General features: G+C 63.3%; 24 protein-coding genes. 12 read left to right on the forward strand and 12 right to left on the reverse strand.

Going from position 1 to position 22,669, the window contains the following annotated elements; genetic code table 11:
• Positions 1–41: 41 nt before the first annotated feature.
• On the reverse strand, positions 42–896 hold the full coding sequence (gene dapD / locus FJ986_RS05975) for a 2,3,4,5-tetrahydropyridine-2,6-dicarboxylate N-succinyltransferase (RefSeq protein WP_140491451.1): 855 nt from the start codon (positions 894–896) through the stop codon (positions 42–44).
• Positions 897–1,042: 146 nt separating this feature from the next.
• Between dapD and FJ986_RS05980 the strand changes: the two genes are divergently transcribed.
• Positions 1,043–1,888: an LOG family protein gene (locus tag FJ986_RS05980; RefSeq protein ID WP_140491453.1), complete on the forward strand. Its 846-nt coding sequence runs from the start codon at positions 1,043–1,045 to the stop codon at positions 1,886–1,888.
• Between the two features lie 84 nt (positions 1,889–1,972).
• Here the strand turns inward: FJ986_RS05980 and FJ986_RS05985 are convergent, their stop codons facing one another.
• Positions 1,973–2,683 (reverse strand): pyrimidine 5'-nucleotidase, encoded by a 711-nt coding sequence (locus FJ986_RS05985; protein ID WP_140491455.1) that lies wholly within the window; start codon positions 2,681–2,683, stop codon positions 1,973–1,975.
• 160 nt (positions 2,684–2,843) lie between these two features.
• On the opposite strand from FJ986_RS05985, the gene FJ986_RS05990 reads away from it, so the two are divergent.
• From FJ986_RS05990 to FJ986_RS05995, 3 genes are all read left to right on the forward strand, one after another.
• A complete protein-coding gene (locus FJ986_RS05990) occupies positions 2,844–3,605 on the forward strand; it encodes a GGDEF domain-containing protein (protein WP_140673680.1) in 762 nt (253 codons plus the stop codon).
• A gap of 189 nt (positions 3,606–3,794) precedes the next feature.
• Entirely contained in the window at positions 3,795–3,965 is a 171-nt protein-coding gene (locus tag FJ986_RS30410; RefSeq protein WP_181165184.1) for a hypothetical protein, read from the forward strand.
• Positions 3,962–5,401, forward strand: coding sequence for a GMC family oxidoreductase (locus tag FJ986_RS05995; protein WP_140673682.1), 1,440 nt, complete (start codon positions 3,962–3,964; stop codon positions 5,399–5,401). Before FJ986_RS30410 ends, FJ986_RS05995 begins: the two co-directional genes overlap by 4 nt.
• Positions 5,402–5,614: 213 nt before the next feature.
• On the opposite strand, the gene FJ986_RS06000 is transcribed toward FJ986_RS05995, so the two are convergent.
• The 3 genes from FJ986_RS06000 to FJ986_RS06010 all read right to left on the reverse strand — a co-directional run bounded on the left by FJ986_RS06000 (position 5,615) and on the right by FJ986_RS06010 (position 8,833).
• The gene (locus tag FJ986_RS06000; RefSeq protein ID WP_140514310.1) at positions 5,615–6,589 is read right to left on the reverse strand and encodes an amino acid ABC transporter permease; all 975 of its coding nucleotides are present in this window, start codon (positions 6,587–6,589) and stop codon (positions 5,615–5,617) included.
• Complete coding sequence (locus FJ986_RS06005; protein WP_140673684.1) at positions 6,586–7,890, reverse strand: FAD-binding oxidoreductase; 1,305 nt, start codon at positions 7,888–7,890, stop codon at positions 6,586–6,588. Before FJ986_RS06005 ends, FJ986_RS06000 begins: the two co-directional genes overlap by 4 nt.
• Positions 7,891–8,068: 178 nt before the next feature.
• Entirely contained in the window at positions 8,069–8,833 is a 765-nt protein-coding gene (locus tag FJ986_RS06010) for a transporter substrate-binding domain-containing protein (RefSeq protein ID WP_224519058.1), read from the reverse strand.
• A gap of 315 nt (positions 8,834–9,148) precedes the next feature.
• Between FJ986_RS06010 and FJ986_RS06015 the strand changes: the two genes are divergently transcribed.
• Positions 9,149–9,769: an Lrp/AsnC family transcriptional regulator gene (locus FJ986_RS06015; protein ID WP_224680500.1), complete on the forward strand. Its 621-nt coding sequence runs from the start codon at positions 9,149–9,151 to the stop codon at positions 9,767–9,769.
• A 41-nt stretch (positions 9,770–9,810) separates the two neighbouring features.
• Here FJ986_RS06015 and phhA read toward each other — a convergent pair whose 3' ends face one another.
• Entirely contained in the window at positions 9,811–10,647 is an 837-nt protein-coding gene (phhA, locus tag FJ986_RS06020) for a phenylalanine 4-monooxygenase (RefSeq protein WP_140514307.1), read from the reverse strand.
• Positions 10,648–10,784: 137 nt separating this feature from the next.
• Here phhA and FJ986_RS06025 point away from each other — a divergent pair, with 137 nt between their 5' ends.
• Complete coding sequence (locus tag FJ986_RS06025) at positions 10,785–11,261, forward strand: Lrp/AsnC family transcriptional regulator (protein ID WP_140491470.1); 477 nt, start codon at positions 10,785–10,787, stop codon at positions 11,259–11,261.
• A 323-nt stretch (positions 11,262–11,584) separates the two neighbouring features.
• Positions 11,585–12,043, forward strand: coding sequence for a RidA family protein (locus FJ986_RS06030; RefSeq protein ID WP_140673686.1), 459 nt, complete (start codon positions 11,585–11,587; stop codon positions 12,041–12,043).
• Positions 12,044–12,068: 25 nt separating this feature from the next.
• Here the strand turns inward: FJ986_RS06030 and argB are convergent, their stop codons facing one another.
• Both argB and FJ986_RS06040 read right to left on the reverse strand, forming a co-directional pair.
• Positions 12,069–12,962 (reverse strand): acetylglutamate kinase, encoded by an 894-nt coding sequence (gene argB / locus FJ986_RS06035; protein ID WP_140491474.1) that lies wholly within the window; start codon positions 12,960–12,962, stop codon positions 12,069–12,071.
• A gap of 166 nt (positions 12,963–13,128) precedes the next feature.
• Entirely contained in the window at positions 13,129–14,622 is a 1,494-nt protein-coding gene (locus FJ986_RS06040; RefSeq protein WP_140524235.1) for an amidase, read from the reverse strand.
• A 146-nt stretch (positions 14,623–14,768) separates the two neighbouring features.
• Between FJ986_RS06040 and FJ986_RS06045 the strand changes: the two genes are divergently transcribed.
• From FJ986_RS06045 to msrB, 4 genes are all read left to right on the forward strand, one after another.
• Complete coding sequence (locus FJ986_RS06045; RefSeq protein ID WP_140662446.1) at positions 14,769–15,308, forward strand: sigma-70 family RNA polymerase sigma factor; 540 nt, start codon at positions 14,769–14,771, stop codon at positions 15,306–15,308.
• Positions 15,305–16,003 carry an anti-sigma factor gene (locus FJ986_RS06050; protein ID WP_140524237.1) on the forward strand — a complete coding sequence of 233 codons (699 nt, stop codon included), beginning with the start codon at positions 15,305–15,307 and terminating at the stop codon, positions 16,001–16,003. The genes FJ986_RS06045 and FJ986_RS06050 overlap by 4 nt, the downstream gene beginning before the upstream one ends.
• 222 nt (positions 16,004–16,225) lie before the next feature.
• Positions 16,226–16,783, forward strand: a complete 558-nt coding sequence (locus FJ986_RS06055; protein WP_140673688.1) for a fasciclin domain-containing protein — start codon at positions 16,226–16,228, stop codon at positions 16,781–16,783.
• A 198-nt stretch (positions 16,784–16,981) separates the two neighbouring features.
• A complete protein-coding gene (gene msrB / locus FJ986_RS06060; RefSeq protein WP_140491485.1) occupies positions 16,982–17,485 on the forward strand; it encodes a peptide-methionine (R)-S-oxide reductase MsrB in 504 nt (167 codons plus the stop codon).
• 167 nt (positions 17,486–17,652) lie between these two features.
• Here msrB and FJ986_RS06065 read toward each other — a convergent pair whose 3' ends face one another.
• Both FJ986_RS06065 and FJ986_RS06070 read right to left on the reverse strand, forming a co-directional pair.
• Complete coding sequence (locus tag FJ986_RS06065) at positions 17,653–19,245, reverse strand: DHA2 family efflux MFS transporter permease subunit (protein ID WP_140491487.1); 1,593 nt, start codon at positions 19,243–19,245, stop codon at positions 17,653–17,655.
• Between the two features lie 22 nt (positions 19,246–19,267).
• On the reverse strand, positions 19,268–20,452 hold the full coding sequence (locus FJ986_RS06070) for an HlyD family secretion protein (RefSeq protein ID WP_140563669.1): 1,185 nt from the start codon (positions 20,450–20,452) through the stop codon (positions 19,268–19,270).
• Between the two features lie 127 nt (positions 20,453–20,579).
• Between FJ986_RS06070 and FJ986_RS06075 the strand changes: the two genes are divergently transcribed.
• Positions 20,580–21,314 (forward strand): TetR/AcrR family transcriptional regulator, encoded by a 735-nt coding sequence (locus FJ986_RS06075; protein WP_140514299.1) that lies wholly within the window; start codon positions 20,580–20,582, stop codon positions 21,312–21,314.
• 17 nt (positions 21,315–21,331) lie between these two features.
• On the opposite strand, the gene yihA is transcribed toward FJ986_RS06075, so the two are convergent.
• Together yihA and FJ986_RS06085 are read right to left on the reverse strand one after the other, a co-directional pair.
• On the reverse strand, positions 21,332–21,991 hold the full coding sequence (gene yihA / locus FJ986_RS06080; protein ID WP_140491494.1) for a ribosome biogenesis GTP-binding protein YihA/YsxC: 660 nt from the start codon (positions 21,989–21,991) through the stop codon (positions 21,332–21,334).
• Entirely contained in the window at positions 21,988–22,626 is a 639-nt protein-coding gene (locus FJ986_RS06085; RefSeq protein ID WP_140673690.1) for a CatB-related O-acetyltransferase, read from the reverse strand. Before FJ986_RS06085 ends, yihA begins: the two co-directional genes overlap by 4 nt.
• Positions 22,627–22,669: the final 43 nt, after the last annotated feature.

A 22,669-nucleotide genomic window follows, 5' to 3' on the forward strand; every position in this document is an offset into this window, starting at 1 on the left:
ATCGTCGCGCCGGCGGAAGGTGCGCCCGCTTTCCAAAAAGATCAATCGCGCAGCAATTCGTTGATCGAGGTCTTGGACCGGGTCCTGGCATCGACCCGCTTGACGATGACCGCGCAATAGAGGCTTGGACCCGGCTCATTGTTCGGAAACGGCTTGCCCGGCAGCGAACCGGCTACGACGACGGAATTCGGCGGCACTTCGCCGTAGAAAATCTCGCCGGTGGCGCGGTCGACGATCTTGGTCGACTGGCCAATGAAGACGCCCATGCCGAGCACCGAGCCCTCGCGCACGATGCAGCCTTCGACCACTTCCGAGCGCGCGCCGATGAAGCAATTGTCCTCGATGATGGTGGGACCGGCCTGCATCGGCTCCAGCACGCCGCCGATGCCGACGCCGCCCGACAGGTGCACATTCTTGCCGATCTGGGCGCAGGAGCCCACCGAAGCCCAGGTATCGACCATGGTGCCCGAATCGACATAGGCGCCGACATTGACGAAGGACGGCATCAGCACGGCGCCCGGCGCGACATAGGCCGAGCGGCGCACGATCGACGACGGCACGGCGCGGAAACCGGCCTTCTCGAAATCGACGGCGCTCCAGCCGTCGAACTTCGACGGCACCTTGTCCCACCACACGGCCTGGCCGGGACCGCCCTTGATGATCTCCATCGGGTTCAGCCGGAAGGACAAAAGGACGGCTTTCTTCAGCCATTGGTTGACATGCCACTGGCCATCGGCCTGGCGCTCGGCAACGCGGGCGGTGCCGCGGTCGAGCAGATCGAGCGCCGACTGGATGGCGTCGCGTGTCTCGCCTCTGGTCGCCGTCGAAATCGCGTCACGTTCCTCGAAGGCCTTGTCGATGGTCTTTTCGAGGCTCGCCAGATCCGGCTTCGACATGAATTCGCTCCATTACCAGGCTGTTAAGGGGCTGAGCCTTAACCTGTTTTGAAAATCGCGCGGACCCTATGTGAAGGCAGAGTAGGGGTCAATCGCGACTGCGCCATGGGACGGCGCAAGTGAATGAAATGGACGGACCTGACATCATGACACCCATGGAAAAGGCGGGCTGGACGCCGCTGCCGCATTCGGACGAGGATCTGGAGCGGGCCAGGAGCGTGCCGGACACGCCGCAGACGCGCGCCGAGACCTACCGCCTGGCGTGGAACGATCCCGACTTCATGACGCGGCGCGAACTGCGCGCGGTCAGGCTGCAGCTCGAACTCCTGAAGCCGGAGATGATCCTGGCCGAGCGCGGTATCCGCTCGACCGTGGTCCTGTTCGGGGGCGCGCGGCTGCCTGAACCCGGCGGCGAGGCCTGGGCGGCCAAAAACGAGACGCAGAAGAAGAACCTCGAGGAAAACAGCAAATATTACGAGGAGGCGCGCAAATTCGCCCGCCTCTGCTCGCAGCAATCGGCCAGTTCATACTACCGCGAATATGTCGTGGTGACCGGCGGCGGGCCCGGCGTGATGGAAGCGGGCAATCGCGGCGCCGACGATGTCGGCGCGCCCTCTATCGGCCTTAACATCGTTCTGCCGCACGAGCAGGCGCCCAATGCCTATGTGACGCCGGAACTCTGTTTCAACTTCCACTATTTCGCCATCCGCAAGATGCATTTCGTCATGCGCGCGAAGGCCGTCGCGGTGTTTCCCGGCGGCTTCGGCACGATGGACGAATTCTTCGAGACGCTGACGCTGATCCAGACCGGGCGCATGGAGCGCGTGCCGGTGATCCTGTTCGGCAAATCCTTCTGGAAACGGGCGATCGATCTCGACTTCCTCGCCGAGCAAGGCACGATCAGTCCCGGCGACCAGGACATCATCGATTTCGTCGACACCGCCGACGAGGCCTGGGGCATCGTCAGCCGGTTCTATAAGTTAGGGGAGTAAGGGAGTAGGGCAGTAAGGCAGTATATCTAGAATCAAGGGCTGAGAGCGCCCCTCATCTTCCTACTGCCCTACTGCCCTACTGCCCTACTGCCTTATCCCCACGACTATCTCCGTCAGAAACCCGGCCAAATCGTCGGTGACGAAGTCGACATCATCTTCCTGCGCCGGATCGCGCTCCCAGATTTCGGAGAATGTCGGCTCGAAATTGCGCGGCACCACCAGGACCGTCGTCATGCCCAGTGACTTCGGCACGGACAGGTTGCGCGCGAGATCCTCGAACATCACCGCATTGTGGCCGGTGACGGCGTGAAGTTCGGCGAATTTCTCGTAGGTCTGGCGCGCAGGCTTGGGGTTGAGCCCGGCAGCGACGATATCGAAGATGTCGTCGAAATGATCAAGGATGCCAAGCTGGCGCGCAGTGCGCTCGGCATGCCTGCGGTCGCCGTTGGTGAAGATGAACTTGCGGCCGGGAAGCTGGCGAATGGCGGTGCCGAGGACGGGATCCGGCACCAGCCAGGAATAGTCGATGTCGTGGACCTTCTCGAGGAAATCGTCGGGGTCTATGCCATGGCGCGTCATCAGCCCGTTCAGTGTCGTGCCATATTCCCGATAAAGTTCCTTTTGCAGCTTGCGCGCGTCCTCGCGCGGCAGCGACAGCAGTTCCCCGACATAGGCGGTCATCTTGACGTCGATCTGCGAGAACAGATTCGAATGATGCGGATAGAGCGTGTTGTCCAGGTCGAACACCCAGTCGGTGACATGGGCGAAGCGAGCGGGGTCGGGGTGTGTAGCCATGCGCCCCTTATGGCACGAAACGGACGATCTTGAAGGGGCTTTATCCACAACTTCTACGCGCCGAAAGTGGCAGAACAGTCTCACCGTTCAAATTTTAGGCATCCTGGAAAGGTGGCCTTCAGGGCTTGCTGGCACAGAGGCGGTCCAGTGGGAGCCAGCGATGAGCAGTATAATTCTGAAGTCCGCCACCATTGCTTTCGTCTCCGTCGCGGTTTCGCTCCTTCTGACCCTGATCATCGTCCCCGCCATGGGATTCCCGGTCAACCGCATGATCTGGCTGACCTCGACATTGTGTCCGCTGGTTCTTGCATGGGCGGCCTGCGCAAGCACGTTCTGGCACAGCGACAGGCTGAAGTCGGCGCATCGCGACCTTGCCCGCACGCACGCCCAGCTTGCCGCAGCGCATCGCCGGCTGGCGGAAAAGGCCAGCCGCGACGACATGACGGGCATGCTCAACCGGGAAAGCTTCTTTGCCGTGCTCAACGGCTCCCGGCACAAGCCCGATCGCGGCGCCTTGCTGATCATCGATGCCGACCATTTCAAGATGATCAATGACAGCTTCGGCCATCTGACCGGCGACGACGCGCTACTCCTGATCGCCAGCGCCATCAAGCGCGGGGTGCGCGACGGCGACGTCCTCGGCCGCATCGGCGGCGAGGAGTTCGGCGCATTGCTGGTCGGAGCCACGGAACGGGAAGCCAAGCGCGTCGCCGAGCACATCCGACGCGAGGTCGAGATGATCCGCTTCCGGCCCGTGGACGAGCGGACCATTCCGCTGACCGTCAGCATCGGCGGAACCCTCTGCGACGAAAGCGCCAGCGTGTCGGAGCTGATGCGGGCCGCCGACCGGCGCCTCTACCAGGCCAAACATCGGGGACGCAACCTGGTGATCCTCGACACCGACATCTCCGAGGCGGCCTGAACGGGCTGATCCAGCATATCGGCTTGTTAAGGAGTCTCTAACCCTGTTTGCACTCGGCTGCGCATTGTTCCGGCTTGCAACCAGTTTTGGCACGCTTCTGGCTTCGATGATGAAGCATGTGCCGTTCAGGGAACATGCCTGGATGTTCAGGGAACATGCCTGGATAGAGACCCCGTCGAGAGACCTGTCATGAGTTTCCTTATCAAGAAGATATCGCGCCGAATGATCATGCAGACGCTGATCGCGGTGCCTGCCCTGTCGCTGTTCCGCAAATTGCCCGATGCGGGTTCTTCCGAAGCCGCCCCCGATGAGATCGTCGAGGTCAATGGCTGGATCCTGAAGCGGAGCGACCTGGCATGATCTTCGACAGTTATGAGGCGTTTCGCGCCGCGAATTTCACGCCCAGGGTCTGCGTTCTCGGCTCCGGCCCGGCCGGCACCACGATCGCCAGAAAGCTCGGCGCCGCCGGCATACCGGTCGTGGTGCTGGAGGCCGGCGGCAGGGAGTTCAGCGACACCTCGCAGGATTTCTACCGCGGCACCACGGTCGGCGATTTCTATTTCGATCTCGATATCACCCGGCTGCGGTTCATGGGCGGCAGCTCGAACCACTGGGCCGGCTGGTGCCGCGTGCTCGACAAACAGGATTTCGAGCCGAAGGCGTGGGTGCCGGACACGGGCTGGCCGATCCGGCGCAGCGACATCGAACCCTATCTGGGCGAAGTGCGCGACATCCTGGAACTGCCGGATTTCCGGCCGGACGCGCCGATCTCGGACGACATCCGCTGGGTGCAGCTGATCAAGAGCGGTGCGGTGCGCTTCGCTGAAAAATACGCCGGCGAGCTCGACAAGAGCAGGAACATCGCTGTCGTGCTCAACACCTGCGCCACCGAGCTTGCCGGCGACGGCAGACGCGTGACCGGCGCCAGGCTGCGGTCGCAGGGACAGGATGCCGGCTTCTTCAGCGCCGACTACTTCATCGTCTGTACCGGCGGGCTGGAGAATTCGCGGCTGCTTTTGTGGTCGAACCAGCGCTCCAATGGCGGCGTCGTGCCGAACGCGACGGCACTTGGCCGCTACTGGATGGAACACCCGACCTTCCAGGGCGGCAACGCCATCCTGGCCGACTATGGCGCATTCGAGGTCGATGCGGTGAACGAGGCCTTCTTCTCGCCGATGCCGGCCGCGATGGAGCGGCTGCGGATCATGAATTTCGGCATCAGGCTGATCGAGACGCCCTATCCCGGCGTCAAGGACCTGATCGCGGATCTCGCCTGTACGGCGCCCAACATGGCGGAGTGGCTATCGGGCAGGCTCAACCAGAACCTGCGCTGCGCGGCCCAGCTCTATGTAGCCTGGGAGCAGGCGCCGCTGGCCTCGAACCGGGTCGAGCTGTCGAAGACCGTGGTCGACCACGCCGGCGTGCCGCGCATCGAGCTGCACTGGAAGAAATCGGACCTGGAACGCCGCACGCTGCTCGAAGGGCTGAGGCTTTTCGGGACGACGCTAGCCCAGAAGAATCTGGGCCGGGTGCGTATAGCCGACTGGATTTCGAACGGCGGCGACTACCCGACGGACGAGGAGACGGCCGGCCACCACCACATGGGAGGCACGCGCATGGGCACCGATGTCGCCACGAGCGTCGTGGATGCCAATTGCAAGGTGCACGGCATGGACAATCTCTATGTCGGCGGCTCCTCGGTGTTCTGCACCTCGGGCCAATGCAACCCGACGACGACGATCACGACGTTGGCCTGCCGGCTCGGCGAGCATCTCGGCAAGGTGGTCGCCGCCTGAGGATTCCGCAGTCCCCACTAAATCATCTCATCCCGGCAAAGCCGCGTCACATGATGGCGCCGGAGCGGCTTAAAAGCCGTTTATGGCGATGCGCACCAGCACCACGGCGGCAGCCAGCGAGCGCTTCAGCGCTTGAGGGATCGCCGAGCTCCCAGCTCTTTGCCTCACGCTATTCTGGACGGAAAACCGTGAGCAGTTTTCCTGGTATTGCTCCTACGCCCGGCGCTCCGACCGGCCAAAACGCCGTTCGAGATAGGCCTGGCCGAACTCCAGCGTGATCGACAGGATCCAGTAGATCATCGAGGCGGTGATCAGCATCTCGATATGGCGGAACTCCGTCTGGCCCATGGTGCGGGCGAGATACATGATCTCCCAGACGCCGACGACCGACACCAGGGACGAGTCCTTCAGCATGGCGATGAACTGGTTGCCGGTCGGCGGGATGATGACGCGCATGGCCTGCGGCAGGATGACCAGCGCCATGGTCTGGCCGGGACTCAGTCCAAGCGCGGTGGCGCCTTCGCTCTGTCCGCGCGGAATGCTTTCGATGCCGGCGCGGAAGATCTCGGTCATGTAGGCGCCATAACACAGCGACAACGCCAGAATGCCGGCCGGCACCGCGCCGATCACGTAACCGACCTGCGGCAGGCCGAGATAGATGATGTAGATCTGCATCAGCAAAGGAAGGCCGCGGAACAACGAGGTGTAGAAAGTGGCCAGCCCGTACACAATGCCGTTTCCGGTCAGTTTGGCGATCGCGCCGACAAGTGCGATGGCTGTCGCGATCAGGATCGAGATCGCCGAAATGTAGAGCGTGGTGGTGACGCCCTGGGTGATCAGGAAGCCGATCTTCCTGGCGATGAAGGCAAGCGACAGGTCGAAGGAATAGAAGAACAGCATCAGGAGCACGAACAGTTCGATCCAGACGCCGACGATCTGCTGCCGTCGGGGCAAAAGCAGCAGCAGCTTGCAATTCACCAGCACAACGAGCGCGATCAGCACTGCGGAAAGCGCGCGCGACAGGGCAGGGTTGGCCTGCAGCCAGCCGGATGCAACTGGAATCACCGAGCCGATCCAGCTTGACTTGATGCCCATCGCGTAAAGGCCGGCGGCCAACAGCGCCAGCACGAGCGCCGCCGCTGCGCGGCGGGTGATCCCCGGATAGAAGAGCATCAGCCTGCCGATCATGCCGTCACCTTGTCTTTCGTGGCGGCATGACGTTCTCGCCACCAGTCCTGCGCCTGCAATTTCCAGTAGGTGAGCTGCGCGGCCGCCAGGCCGGCGGCGCCGCCGGCCCAGCTCAATCCGAATGGCGCGAACTGCCGGTACCGGTCCGAAACGCCCAGAATGCCTTCCGCAACGACTTTTCCGGCGATGGCCGTGGTGTTGAGACCATGGCCGCCGAAAGCCGTGCAATACCAGACGCCCGGCTGCAATTCGCCGATCTGGGGCATCAGGTGACGGGCATAGGACATCAATCCGGACCAGGCCAGTTCGGTCTTGAGGTCCGCAAGCTGCGGATAGGTACCGATCATCTCGCGGCGCAACTCGCGCGCCAGCGCGTAGGCGGAAGCGGCGCGCGTGGTGATGCGCCCGCCCCACAAAAGGCGATTGCCGCCATCGACCAGCCGATAGTAGTCGCCGGCCCGCCGGTTGTCGCCGACCGCGTCCGTGGTCGCAACGGCTTGCGCGATCAGGCGCGGCGCCGGCTCGGAAACCATCACATAGGTCGCGATGGGCAGGAAGGCGCGGTGGAGCTGGGTGAATACCGGGCCGGTGTAGCCGCCGGTAGCCAGCACGACGCGAGTTGCCCGAAGCGTGCCCTCTCGCGTGCGCAGCATCTTTTGCGGCCCCGACAGATCACATTGCACGACTTCGGAGCTCTCATGGATGCTGCCGCCAAGCCGCTCGATCTCATCGGCCACGGAACGCAGATAATTAAGCGGATGGATGTGAAAGGCTTTCGGGTCGCGCAGGCCCTGATAGTAGCGAGCCGATTTAAGCACCGAACGGACGTCTTCTCTGCGCAGATATTGAAGCTTGTATCCGTGGTCGCGCGCCGTCTGGTCGGCATAGGCCTTGAGCGCGTCGCCATCGTCGTAGCGCAGGACGCTGACCAGCCCGTCGCGCGGCGTGGCGGCCGATATGTCGAGCGCCTCGATGGTGTGACGCACGAATTCGACGCCCTCGATCGACAGCCGGTGCAGTTGCCGCGCGGCCTCCTTGCCGACGCGCGCGGCAATGGTGTCGCCGCCGGTGGCGAAGCCAGGCGTGACGAAGCCGCCATTGCGGCCGGAGGCGCCGAAACCGACGACCTGGGCCTCCAGCACGGCGACGCGCAGCCCGGAACGCGACAGTTGCAACGCCGTGGTCAGGCCGGCCAGTCCTCCGCCGACGACGGCCACGTCACAGTGCGCCTCGCCGCGGAGCGGGGGCCTGATCTTCCGGTCGATCATGGTGCGGGCGTAGTAGGTGTCCGGATAGGCCATCGGCGACTTTCAACTGCATCCCGCTCGTCAGGAAAAGCGCGGAGCGCTTTTCCCTGGGGAATTGCGCAAGAACAACGGTTTAGAGAGGGGTGGCGATTGTTTCAAACGCTGCACCGCTCCGGCATCTGACGCGTGATGCCCGCCGGTCGCCGAGCGGCGGCCGGCGGGCAATCCAACGTCATTTGGCGCTGTAGTCCTTGCCGTACCATTTCGTGGTCAGCGCGGCGAGCGTGCCGTCCTTCTTCAGCTCGGCGATGATGCCCGAAACCTTTGCGGTCCACTCGGGATCGTTCTTCTCGGCGATGACCACGAGCGGTTCCCGGAAGGCATATTCCCCTTCGAGGATCTTCACGGGATAGCCGTTCTTGATGGCGTTCTGCGCCGTCTGCTCCGGCGCGATCACGGCATTCAGGCGAACGCCGTCGCCAAGCCGCAGGTCATCGAAGGGAAGCATGGAATCGGCGAAGGTGCGGATCTCGCCGGGCTCCAGCTTGTATTCGACGGGAGGCAGGCCGGGCGCGTCGATCTCAAGCTTGCGGCGGATGAAATCCTCCGAGGTGGTGGCCGTCTCGACGCCGATCACCTTGCCGTTGAGATCGGCGACCGACTTCGCGGTGCTGTCCTTGTGCACGACGTAGACATAGGGGCTGTAGTAATAGATGCCGACAAAATCGATCACCTTGGAACGGGCCTTGGTCGGCGTGACCGAGCCGACGCCGAGGTCGTAGCGCCCTTGCCAGCGGCCGCCGGTCAGGGTCGCCCAGTCGGGCGTCTCGAACGAGACCTCGACCCCCAGCCGTTTGCCGATCTCGCGCGAGACATCGATGTCGAAGCCGGCGAGCTCGTTGCTGTCATTGAGAAAGCTTTGCGGCGGCCAGGCGGCGTTGGTGGCGACGACCATCGCCTTCTTCGACGTGACGCGATCCAAAGTTTCTCCGGCCATGGCCGCCGTCGTGATCGCGAATGTCGCGACGGCAAGAATGGCGAAATCGAGCAGTTTTTTCAAAGTTATCCTCCCTTATGGATGCAGCTGAAATGACGGTACCTGCGTCGGGCACCAGTGGTTGTTTCGATCGGCCTCGTCCGCGACGTCTCCGCGGCGTACCGTGGCGTTCGGCTTGCGGATGCAAGTCCAACGCGGCTCGGTGTCGATTTGCGTCCATCGCAGCCGAAGCTGTTCCCCCTCATGGACTGGCGTTTGTGACAGTTGACACTCAGGTCGCGAAAAGCAGGGTTCCACCCGGCGAAATGCCGGATAATGGCAGCCATGCAGTCATTACGTGCCGTGAGGCGGCAAAATGCCGGATATTTGCGCCTTGCGCAGCCTGCACCGGCGGTTCCTGAGGATTGTCGCGGCGGTGGTTCAGCCGATAGGATCGCGCCGAGCGATTGGACGGGTTCCAGGGCGGATCGAAGGAGAGGATTGATTGTGGAATTGACCGAAAAAGATCGCCAGCTGCTCGCGCTGATGCAGAAGAACGCGCGTGAGCCGGTCGCATCACTGGCGCGTCAGCTCGGCGTATCCCGGACTGCCTTGCAGGAGCGCATACAAAAGCTCGAGGCGGGCGGGGTCATCGAAGGCTACGCGGTGCGGCTGACCAAGGAGGCGGCGCAGAATTCCGTCCACTGTTTCACCTTCGCCGCCCTGAACAACAAGAGCTACCCGGACGTCTCCAGGAAGATCAAGGCGATGCCTTCGATCCAGGCGGTCTATGCCATAGCCGGCGAGTGGGACCTGATCATCCATGTCGCGGCCGAGACGCTCGAGAAGCTGAACCGGGAAGTGAATGCGCTGAATGAAATCAGCGGCATCGTCAAAACCGCATCGCATGTGGTGATGGAGACGAAGTTCAATCGCAACATCTATGCCGCACTGTAGGAAGGGCGAGGTTTCGCTCGCCCCTGCCCATCCAAATCCGGCTACACAGTCGCCGGGTCGAGTGCGGGCTCGCCCATGCGGCGAGCGACGATCGCCGCGAAATCGGCGGTCTGGAATGTGTCGCGCAGCGCGTCGAAGGACGGCAGCACGAAATAGACGCGCTGGAACTTGTCGATTTCGTAGCCCGTGCGCATCACCGTTTCCAGGTCGAAAGGCGCATGGTGCGCATCCTTGCTTTCGACCGCGAACTGCAACTCCGTGAAGGATGACATCAGGCCGGCGCCGAAGGCCTTCAGCGGCTGACCACTCTCCTGCATGAGGCCGTATTCGGCCGTGTACCAGTAGAGCCGGCTGATCATTTCGTCGCCGCCCAGCGCGATGATGTCGCCGGCCTTCTGGCCATACATCTGCATGAAGTCGGCGAAGACCGGCTGCGACAGCACAGGCACATGTCCGAAGAAATCATGGAACATGTCGGGTTCGACGATGTAGTCGAGCTCCTGCTGCGTCCGCAGCCAGTTGGTGACGGGGAAACGGCGGCTGGCGAGATGGTCGAAGAAGGGCGCGGCCGGGATGAGCCCTGGCACGGCGACGATCTCCCAGCCAGTCAGCTTACGCAACTTGGCACTGACTTCGTCGAAGTCCGGGATGCGGTCGAGCAGGCCGAGCTTGTCGACGCCGTCGAGATAGGAATGGTGGGCGAGCTTGCGCGTCAGTTTCGTCTGGCGGTCGCACAGTGTGCGCCAGACCGCCTGTTCCTCGGCGCTGTAGTCATAGCCTTGCGCCACGGTGAAATCGGCACGGCAGACCGAGTAGTCGCCGCGCAACCCTTGAGCCGCGCAGTCGCGGGCATATTCGGCAACGCTCATTGTCGTCATGGTTTTCTCCTCGCCAATCTTGAATTCCGGATGTGCCCGAAGTTAACCGGACTTGCGGAGGCAAATCGGTTTTGGTGATGGCCGGAATGAGGATTTTTGGATAACATCCACTCGGAATATGCCATAGCGGAGTGAAAATGCCTCAATTCGACGATTTCGAGATCAAGATGCTCGATATCCTCCAGCGCGACGGACGCAAGCCGGTCTCCGAACTGGCGCAGGAGATCGGCCTGTCGACGACACCTTGCGCGCGGCGCTTCGAGGCGCTGCAGGAGGCCGGCATCATCAAGGGCTTTGCCGCCGTGCTCAGCCGCCGTGCCGTCGGCCTGACGGTCGAGGTGTTCATCCAGGTGCGGCTGGTCAGCCACAGCGACGGTTCGCCCGAGAGTTTCATCGCCGCGGTCCAACGCATGGACGAGGTATCATCCTGCTGGACGATGACCGGCGACCACGACTTCCTGCTGCATGTCATGGTGCCGTCGGTCGACGAACTCAACGCCTTCGTCATGCACCGGCTGATGCGGCTCGACGGTGTGCGCGACGTCCACACGCAGCTCGTGCTGCAGAACATCAAGGGACCCGGCCACGTGCCGCTCGGACATCTGCGGCGGTGATGGCGCCGGCCAGCATGGGCGGATCACCCATGAAGAGGTCCCGCCATGAAGCTCGTTCTCCATGCGCTGGTATACGGAGATGGACGGCGGCTCTGGTCCGCGAGTCTAGGGATTTCTGACGCGCGATGGCCGGATGAAAGATGGCCGATTTCCGGAGCGCGCCACAGGACGCGGAAGAGCAATCGATGGTGTTCGAACGGACGGCATGGAAACCTGCCGTGCTCGCGGCCATGCATTCGCACCGCGCCTGACTTTTTCACGCTGGCCGTTATCAGGCTGCGCGCTACTTCCTGGAAGCAGAGGGTGTCCGGCAGGAGGAAGCGATGGAGCTTGTCACCCATAAAAAGATGAAAGAGGGCCGGCTGATGCCTTGGGGAAAAGGCACCGTCGTCAGCGGCGCCAGGGGCTATGTCTTTCTCGCCGGCAATGCGGGCACGGCCGAAGATTACGACCCGTCGACGGGCAAAGGTGGCGCCGTCGGGGACGCGGCGACGCAATGGCGCTCCATTTTGACGACCATCAAATCGGACCTGGAGGAGCTTGGCAGCTCGCTCGAGCATCTCGTCAAGATCACCCAATATGTCAAAGGACCATTTCCGGACGGCGGCGTTCTGAGTTCCCCCAATTTCCGGCTGGACGTCATGGACGAATTCTTCGCCGCGCACTGCCCGAAGCACTGCAGCTACAACAATCCGCCGCCATCGGAGGTAATCGGGGTTGCCGCACTTGCGCATCCCGATCTCGTCATCGAGATCGTGGCGATCGCCGCTCTACCGGACTAGCGTCCGGCGCGACAGCCCACAAATGTCAGGGCACGATCAGCGTGCCGGCGCCGTGCTCGGTGAACAGTTCAAGCAGCACCGAATGCGGCGTCTTGCCGTTGAGGATGACGACGCCTTCGACGCCGCGCTCGATCGCCTCGATGCAGGTCTCGACCTTCGGGATCATGCCGCCCGACACCGTGCCGTCCTTGATCAGCGCCTTGGCCTCGGCGACCGTCAGCTCGTCGATCAGCTTCTTGTCCTTGTCGAGCACGCCCGGCACATCGGTGAGGAACAGAAGACGCGAGGCCTTGCAGGCGCCGGCGATGGCGCCGGCGAAGGTATCGGCATTGATGTTGTAGGTGTGACCATCGCGGCCGGGCGCCACAGGTGCCAGCACCGGGATCATCTCGGAGCGCGCCAGAAGGTCGAGCAGCGTGCGGTCGACCTCGACCGGCTCGCCGACGAAGCCGAGATCGAGCACGCGCTCGATGTTGGAGTCCGGGTCGATCATGGTCTTGCGCGCCTTTTCGGCGAACACCATGTTGCCGTCCTTGCCGCACAGGCCGATCGCCCATTCGCCCTCGGCGTTGATGAGTGCGACGATCTCCTTGTTGATAGAGCCCGCCAGCACCATCTCGACGATCTCGACCGTCTTCTGGTCGGTGACGCGCAGGCCGCCCTCGAATTTGGATTCAATGCCCATCTTGTTGAGCATGGCGCCGATCTGCGGCCCGCCGCCATGGACGACGATCGGGTTGACGCCGGACTGTTTCAACAGCGCGATGTCGCGCGCGAAGGCTTTGCCGAGTTCGCTGTCGCCCATGGCGTGGCCGCCATATTTCACCACCACCGTCTTGTTCTCGTAGCGCTGCATGTAGGGCAGCGCCCGCGACAGCAGGGCGGCCTGCATTTCGGCGGTGGCGGCGATGTCCGTCATCGGCGTGGTTCCCTGGCTTTTGATTTCATGCCTGTCGTTGCCCCAAAACCGCTGCGCATTTTTGGCGACATGCATCAGGTAAAGACGGCGGCGTCTTAGCGGGAATTGACGCGGGCCGCAAACGGCTTTGCTGTCATATTCGGGCGGCTCACGACCTCGTCATCACTTAAGGCACCATAAGCGGCGCCCTGCGGCCAAGCCAACCGGAGATCTTCTCCATCTGCGCGGCCAGGGACAAAAGCGTCTCCTCGTCACCGGGGCGGCCCGCGGCCTGGACGCCGAGCGGCAGGCCGGCTTCGGTGACGTAAACAGGGAGCGCGATGGAAGGCTGGCCGCTGACATTCTGGATCGCCGGCCAGTGAGTGAACCACAGGCTCTTGTCCATCAACTGGCCGAACAGCGGTTCGATCCTGAGCAGCGCCGTGAGGCGAAGCTTGTCGAGCATATTCTCGATGAGCTCGTCGGCACCCTTCGGGTCCATCGCACCGCAAGCGAGCGGCGGGTGGGCGATAACAGGCATCAGCACGGCGTCGTAACGCGCCGTCTCCGCAATCAGTTGCCGCGAGGCGGCATGCAGCCGCTGCAAGCCGGCATAGGTCTCGCCGGCCGAGACCATTTCGCCCAGTCGGCCGAGCACCCGCGTCGCGCGCTCGATGTCGCCGGTGACGGTGCGGCCGACGCGCACCGCCTCGGCCCGCAACATGCCTGCGACAGCCGAGGCAACCGTTCTGCAGAAATCGGCGAAGAAGTCGCGACCGATGGAGGGCAAATCGATTTCCTCGACGCTGTGGCCGCCCTCGCGGGCGAGCGCCACCGCGGTATCGAGCGCTTTCAGCGTCTCGGCCGAAATCGGCAGGCCGAGCGGAGAGTTCCGGTACATTGCGAGCTTGAGCTTGCCGGGATCGCGGGCGGCAGCCGCGGCGAACGCACCCTTCGGCGGCGGCGCGACATAGGGTGCGAGCGGGTCGGGGCCATGGGTGAGGTCAAGCAGCAGGGCGCAATCGCGCACCGAGCGGGTGACGGCATGGTCGACCACCATGCCGTACCAGCTTTCGCTCACCAATGGCGACAGCGGGACGCGGCCGCGCGAGGTCTTGAGACCGACCAGCCCGGTGCAGGCAGAAGGCACGCGGATCGAGCCGCCGCCATCTGAGGCATGCGCCACCGGCACGACGCCGGCGGCGACCAGTGCCGCAGCGCCGCCGGACGAGCCGCCGCTGGTGTGGCCGGTGTTCCAGGGATTGCGGGTGATGCCGAAGGCTTTTGATTCGGTCATCAGCCGCAGCCCGTGTTCGGGCGATGTCGAGGTGACGATGGGTGTCAGTCCGGCGGCGAGATAGCGTTCGGTCAGCACCGAACTGACCTCGGGCATCCAGGCGGGGATGCGGCTGCCGCCATGCGACGGCACGCCCTTGATGGCGATGCCGAGATCCTTGATGGCGAAGGGCACGCCGGCCAGCGGTAGGGAACGATCGATGCCCTTCGCCCGGCTGCGCGCCGCATCGTAGAGTGTCTCGGCCGTGGCATTGATTTCAGGCCGGCTGGCCTCGGCGCGCGCGATCGCCGCGTCGACCAGTTCGACCGGCGAAACCTCGCCCTTGCGCACCAACGTGGCAAGGCCGGTGGCGTCTTCTTCCCACAGCACTCGTTCGACCGACATGCGCGCTCCCCCGATCCAGGCAAGGTAACCAGCGGCCAATCCGTTGGCAATCGAGCGATGGAACGAGTGCGGCGCGGTGCGGAAAGCTTTGGGTGTACGGAAATTTGCGCCGTTGCAAATACATCGCAATCCCCTAATTTGCCGACATGACGCCACAGGAGATCAGCAATCTGATTGTCCGGACTTCGATGAAGGACCGGGCTTCGTTCGATCTGCTGTACCGGCAGACCAGCGCGAAACTTTTCGGTGTTTGCCTTCGTGTATTGAAGGACCGGGGAGATGCCGAAGAGGCGCTTCAGGAGGTCTTCGTCAAGATATGGACGAAGGCGGACCGTTTCGCCGTCTCGGATCTAAGCCCGATTTCCTGGCTGGTGGCCATCGCGCGCAACCATGCGATCGATCGTATCAGGGCGCGGCGGGAACCTGCCGCCTACATCGATGCCGCGCTCGATGTGGCCGATCCGGCGCCGGGACCAGAGGCCATGACCGTGGCAGGTGGCGAGTCCGAGCGCATCCACCATTGTCTCGAGGAATTGGAAAAGGGACGGGCAGCGGCTGTCCGGGGCGCCTATCTGAACGGCGAGAGCTATGCCGAACTGGCGGAGCGTCACGGCGTGCCGCTGAACACGATGCGAACCTGGCTGCGACGCAGCCTGCTGAAGCTCAGAGAGTGTCTGGAAAGATGACGCTGGTGGACGACGACGGACCGGAACGTGGAGGCGACGACCTGTTCGCCGCCGAATACGTTCTTGGCGTCCTGACAGCGGAAGAACGCCAGATTGCGTCCCGCCGCATCGATGGCGACGCCGCATTCGCTCGGCTTGTCGATGCCTGGGAGGCCCATTTTTCGCCCTTGGCCGTCGCCTATCCCGGGACAGAACCTCCGATCAGGGTCAAGGAGGCGATCGATCGCCGGCTGTTCGCCTCGCAGCCTCGCGCCGGCCTATGGTCGAGCCTTGCCTTCTGGCGCGGCCTTGCCGCCGCCGCCATCGCGGCGCTGGCGATCTACATCGCCTTGCCTTTCATCAACCCGCCGCTCCAACAACCACAGCTTGTCGCCTCGCTGGCCGCCGAAGGCAGCGACGTCAGATACCTCGTCGTCTATGACGCGGCGCATCATGAAGTCGGCCTGTCGCACGTTTCCGGTGAGCGGGCCTCCGGCAAGGACTTCGAACTGTGGGTGATCGTGGGCAAGAACGCGCCGGTTTCGATGGGCGTCATCCCGGCCGGGAAGGCTGCGCATGTGGCGGTTTCGCCGGCCGTGCAGCAGAAACTTGCGCAGGGCGCCGTGCTGGCGGTCAGCCTCGAGCCTTCAGGCGGTTCGCCGACCGGACAGCCGACGGGACCGGTGGTCGCGGCAGGCGACCTGAAGGGCATCTGATGGCTCCCCGCCCGGACCGTCGCCTTACAAAATAGTGAAGTCTATTTTTGCAAGGATAACCGCGGACCAAATTCCCGCGGTTGGATCAGCCTATCCACCGAAATCACTGGACCTCATTCGGAAGAAAAGAATTCTTTCATAGAAAGCGAAACTAAGTTTTTCATGGCCCGTATCTCCTCGCGTTCCCAATGATGGGGAAAACAACCCGAGGAGACTTACATCATGCGTAAATTCGCCACCCTTTTGCTCGCCGGTACGATCGGCCTCTCAGCGCTCGGCACCATCGCCTATGCCGCCAATCCGATGGTCGGGGGCGCACCCATGTACGCCAAGAAGAACATCATCGAGAACGCCGTCAATTCGAAGGACCACACGACGCTGGTCGCTGCCGTCAAGACAGCGGGCCTGGTCGACACGCTGCAGGGCGCCGGGCCCTTCACCGTCTTCGCTCCCACCAACGAGGCCTTTGCAGCACTTCCGGCCGGCACGGTCGAAACGCTGCTCAAGCCCGAGAACAAGGACAAGCTGACCAAGGTCCTGACCTGCCATGTGATCGCGGCGAAAGCGATGGCCGCCGACGTCGCCAAGATGGCCAAGGCCGACGGCGGCGCGCATGTGGTCAAGACCGCCGGCGGCTGCGAGCTGACGCTCAAGGCCGACAAGGGCAAGGTCACCGTCACGGACGAGAACGGCAATGTCGCCCATGTGACGATTGCCGACGTCAGGCAGTCCAATGGCGTCATCCACGTCATCGACAAGGTTCTTTTGCCGAAGATGTAACATACGGCTCGCTGCCGGCGAACAGGCAGCAAGGCTCTCCTGCCGGTGCGCGACTTCGTACACGCGTTGCGCCGGCAGGCGTCCGCTCCGCACTGTGGCTCCATCCAGGAGGCTGGTGCGGGTAACGTTCGGCCCTCAACGGCTTTTGATTTTCAGCCGAGCGTTGAATGTGGCAAACAGATAGCAGGAGGATTGGCCATGAACCGTCGCGACTTTCTCTTGAGCGGCGCCGCCGCCATCGGCGTGGTCGCCGGCACGGCATCTCTGCTGCGCATGGGCGGATCGCAGGATGCACGTGCGGCGGAGACCTTCGAAGTCACCAAGACCGATGCCGAATGGCGCGCGATCCTGTCTCCCGCGGCCTTCGACGTGCTGCGCAAGGAAGGCACCGAATATCCCGGCACCAGCCCATTGCTCAACGAGCACCGCAAGGGCGTCTTCGCCTGCGCCGGCTGCGACCTGCCGGTTTACTCCTCCGAGACGAAGTTCGATTCCGGCACCGGCTGGCCGAGTTTCTGGCAGGAGATCGCCAACGCCGTCGGCAAGACGCAGGACCGGTCGCTCGGCATGACTCGCACCGAAGTCCACTGCCGCCGCTGCGGCGGCCATCTGGGCCATGTCTTCGACGACGGCCCGCCGCCGACCGGGCTGCGTCACTGCATCAACGGCGTGGCGCTGAGCTTCAAGCCCGCCACAGCCTGAGACCATGCGGCCGCGATATGAAAAAACTCCGGGCTTGCGACCCGGAGTTTTTTAGCGGTCAGTCATTTCGGGCGTGGACTGGAGGAGCTTCCCGAAGCGGCTGCCCGTGTTTGCTTGCTTCCAGCGCGATTCAGGACGCAAATCGTTTCTCCGGTATTGCCCTGGTGTCAGTGCCCGCCGCCACCACCGCCGGCGGCCGCCGGTTTGCGGATCATCATGGTGAACAGGCCAAGCGTCGCGAACAGCACCGTCAGCATGTAGAACACGTCCATGAAGGACAGCAGCGCCGCCTGCTGCTGGACCATGCCCGACAATTTCGAGATCGCCGCGCTGGCCGCATCCAGGCCGGCGGTCTGCTCGAAATTGAGCGTCATGTTCTGAAGCTTCTGCTGCGCGGCCGCACTTCCCCACTGCACGTGCTCGGAGAGCCTTGCATAGTGGAAGGCGTTGCGGTCGATCAGCACCGTGTTGATCAGGGCGAGGCCGACGGCACCGCCGAGATTGCGGGTCAGGTTGAACAGGCCCGATGCATTCTTCAGCCGCTCGGGCGGCAGCGTGCCGAGCGCGATGTTGTTGATCGGCACCATGCACAGCATCATCGAACAGCCGCGCAGGATCTGCGGGATGAGCAGCTCGTAGAAATCCCAGTCGGCGGTCAAATGCGTCATCCACCATGTTCCGGTGGCAAAGCCGAAGAAGCCGATCATCATCATCAGGCGCGGGTCCATCTTGTTCGACAGGATGCCCGAGACCGGTGCGGTGAAGAACATCGCCAGGCCGCTGACGAACAGCGCCTCGCCGATCATCATGGAATCGTAGCCGCGGATGCGTCCGAGGAACACGGGGTAGAGATAGGTGAGACCGTAAAGCCCGATGCCGATGACGAAGGAGAACAGCGAGCCGAAGGCGAAGTTGATATTGCTGAACGCCTTGAGATCGACGATCGGCTCCTCGGCGGTGAACACCCGCCAGAAGAACAGCACCGCGCCGAAGGTCATGACGACGGCGCAGATGAACACCGCCTGATCCTGCAGCCAATCATTGTTCGGGCCTTCCTCGAGCACATATTCCATGCAGCCGAGGAACGCCGCCATGCCGGCAAGGCCCCACCAGTCGAACTTCGAGAACAGCTTGAGGTTGGGCTTGTCGAAGTCGATCAGCGACCAGGCCGCCGTCGTCACCAGAATGCCGGGCACGACATTGACGAGGAACAGCCAGTGCCAGGACATTGCGTGGCTGATATAGCCGCCGACGGTCGGGCCGATTGTCGGCGCCAGGGTGGCCACCAGGCCGATCATCGGCGACACGACGGCACGGCGCGACGGCGGGAAGATGGTGAAGGCGGCCGCGAAGACGCTGGGGATCATGCCGCCGCCGATAAAGCCCTGGATGGCGCGATAGACGATCATCTGGTCGATGTTGGTAGCGGTCGCAGCGAGCGCGCTGGCGGCGGTAAAACCCGCCGCCGAAATTGTGAACAGAACGCGCGTCGACAGCATCCGGCTGAGAAAGCCGGACAGGGGGATCATGACCACCTCGGCAATCAGATAGGCCGTCTGCACCCAAGGGATCTCGTCGGAACTGGCGCTCAGGCCAGCCTGGATCTCGGCCAGCGAGGCCGAGACGATCTGGATGTCCAGGATGGCCATGAACATGCCGAACACCATCGCCAGGAAGGCTATGACGCGCCGCGTCGAGATGGTGTCAGGCACAGCCGGCCTCGCCGGCGGCGCTCCTGCGGTCAGGGTTGCGGTAGCCATGGCGTTGCTCCCCGGAGCGCGCTCAGTTGGTCGCGGCCGGCGCGGTGCGGCTGTCGACGGCGACAACGACGCTCAAGCCGGCGCGCAGCCTGCCGCTCTTCAGGGCATCGGCCGGCACGTCGATGCGGACCGGGACGCGCTGCACCACTTTGGTGAAGTTGCCGGTGGCGTTTTCCGGCGGCAGCAGCGAGAACACGGCACCCGAGGCCGGCGCCAGCGAGGAGACGGTGCCCTCGATGGGCTCGCCGTCGATGGCATCGACCGAAATCCTGACCTTTTCGCCGGGCACCAGCCGGGCAAGCTGGGTCTCCTTGAAGTTGGCGACGATGTAGAGCTTGTTCATCGGGACGATGACGGCGAGCTTCTGGCCGGGGCTCACGAGGTCGCCCTGCTCGACGGAACGGTTGCCGACGACACCGTCATAGGGCGCCTTGAGCACCGTGAAGGAAAGGTCGCGCGCGGCCTTGTCGCGGCTGAGCTGCAAGGATGCCAGCGTGCTTGCCGATTCAGCACGCTGCGCCTCCAGCACGCCGATATTGGCCTGTGCTGCGGCGATCTGTGCGTCGGCGCCGACGAGAGCGGCGTTGGCCTGGTCGAGCGCCGTCTGGGCGTCGTCGAGTTGCGCCTGCGTACCGACATGGGTCTTGAGCAGTTGCGCGGCGCGCTGCTGGGCGCGCGCGGCATTGGCCGCCGCGGCCTGGTCGGCGGTCTTGGCGGCCTGCGCCTGCTGCAAGGAGGCCTGCGCCGCCTTGGTCTGCGCATCGATGCGATCGAGCGTCCTGGCCAGCGTGGCGATCTGCGCCTCGGCCTGGGCGACCGCTATTTTGTAATCACCGTCATCGACCGTCAGCAGGGGATCGCCGGCCTTGACCTGCTGGTTCTCGCTGACCTTGACCTGATCGACATAGCCGGAGATCTTGGGCGAAATGAAAGCCATGTCGGCCTGGACATAGGCGTCGTCGGTCGAAATCATGAAACGGCCGGTGGTCCAGTAATCGTAGCCGTACCAGGCGCCGGCGCCGAGCAGGGCGACGCCGATGATCGGCAGCAGGAAAGAGCGCACGGAACGCTTCTTCTTCGCCGGAGTTTCCGCCAGAGGCGGCGCGGCGACTGGGTGGACGGGAACTTCCGGTGCTTCCGTCGCCGGGGCGACCTTGGCGTTGGGGAAGGGACGGACTTCGGCGGTGGACGGCGCGTTCGAGGACATGACATCTCTCTAAGTTATAATACTGAACCGTTCGGTTCGATCCGGCCGTTGACATAGCGCCTAAAGAGGACCATATCAAGAGGCAATCGAACCGCTTGGTTCGAATTATTTTCGAGGTGTGACTTTAATGGCCGACACAACGCCCGACGTCGAAAACGACAATTGCGGCGACCTGCTGGACGGCTTGCGCCGCGGCCGCCCGGCAGCCGGACAGGATCCGGTCAAGCGCAGCCAGATCATCGATGGCGCCCGCCGGGTCTTTATCGACAAGGGCTTTGAGGCGGCCTCGATGAACGACATCACGCGGGAAGCCGGCGTTTCGAAAGGCACCATCTATGTCTACTTCGCCAACAAGGAAGAGCTGTTCGAGGCGCTGATCGAGGAAGAGCGCGGCACGATCTTCAAGAACATGTATGACGTGCTCGACCGTGCCGACGACCTGCGCGAGACGCTGGTGAAATTCGGCAAGGTCCTGTCCATGAAGATCACCTCGGCCAAGGTCATCCAGGCCCAGCGCACGGTGATCGGCGCCTCCGACAGGATACCCGACATGGGCGCGCGGTTTTACGAACGCGGCCCCAAACGCGGCCACGACAAGGTCGTGACCTTCCTCAATGCCGCCATCGACCGTGGCCTGCTCAAGATCGACGATGTCGACCTTGCCGCCTATCAGTTCACAGAACTCTGCCTGGCCGGTCTTTTCCGGCAGTGCATCTTCGCCTATCGCGCCAAGGCTCCGAACCAGGACGAAATCGACCATATCGTCAGGTCGGGCGTCGACATGTTCCTGAAGGCCTATGGCACCGAAATGCTTGCCGCGGAGGAAAGCCATAAGATGATCGCCCTGGAGGCGAAGGCTTAACCCGGCTTTTTGTGCCGCTAGCCGCCATTGGCCGCGAGCACGATCGCGGCGCGCAGTTCCTCCAGGCCCTCGGCCTTTTCCGATGACGTCGCCAGCACGAAAGGAAACGCCGCCGGTCGCTTCTTGATCTTGGCAAGCGTCTCCTCAATCAGCCGCGGAACGCCGGCGGCCTTGATCTTGTCGGTCTTGGTCAGCACGACCTGGTACGAAACCGCCGCCTTGTCGAGCAGCGACAGCACCTCGTCGTCCTTGGCCTTGATGCCGTGGCGGGCGTCGATCAGCACATAAACCCGCTTCAGCGTGACACGGCCCTTGAGATAGTCGAAGACCAGCTTCGTCCAATCGTCGACCTTTTCCTTGGGCGCGGTGGCATAGCCGTAGCCCGGCATGTCGACCAGCGCCATTGGCGGCAGGTCGGCGCCCTCCCCCGAAAATCCGTCCGGCACGAAATAATTGAGTTCCTGCGTGCGCCCCGGCGTGTTGGAGGTGCGCGCCAGGCCCTTCTGGTTGACCAGAGCGTTGATCAGCGACGACTTGCCGACGTTGGAGCGGCCGGCAAAGGCGATTTCCGGCGGCCCTTCCGGCGGCAGGAACTTCATGGCGGGCACGCCGCGGATGAAGATCCACCCGCGGGTAAACAGGTCCGTGCCGATCGTGGTGCTGTATTGAGCGTTCAAGCTGCTGTCTCCAGAAGAGAAATATCGGCGCCCCTGATGGCATCGAGGTTGCGGCTGATCTTGTCCACCGGCCAGTCCCACCAGGCCACCGCCAGCAGCCGCCGGACCGTCCTGTCGTCGAAACGCATCTTGACGACCTTGGCCGCGTTGCCGGCGACGATGGCATAGGGACGCACGTCGTGCGTGACCACGGACTTCGCCGCGACGATGGCGCCATGGCCGATTTGCACCCCCGGCAGGATCACTGCCTCCATGCCGATCCAGACATCGTTGCCGACCACCGTGTCGCCGCGCACCTCCTTCGACCATGTGGCGGGGTCGAAACCCTTTTCCCAGCCATGGCCGAAAATGTTGAACGGATAGGTCGAAAAACCGGACATGGCGTGGTTGGCGCCGTTCATGATGAAGCGGGCACCTTCGGCGACGGCGCAGAACTTGCCGATGATCAGCCTGTCGCCGATGAAGGGATAGTGGTGCAGCACGCATTTCTCGGCGAATTTATCCGGCCCTTCCGGATCGTCATAATAGGTGAAGTCGCCGATCTCGATGTTGGGCGCGCTCACCAGCGCCTTGAGGAAGCCGACGCGCGTGTGCATCGGGATCGGGTGCTTGATGTCGGGATTGGGTCCGGTCATGGCAGTTCGTCCGGGAATTGGCTGGCGGACGCGTCCCGCGTCG

The sequence above is a fragment of the Mesorhizobium sp. B1-1-1 genome (assembly GCF_006442955.1).
GTDB lineage: Bacteria > Pseudomonadota > Alphaproteobacteria > Rhizobiales > Rhizobiaceae > Mesorhizobium.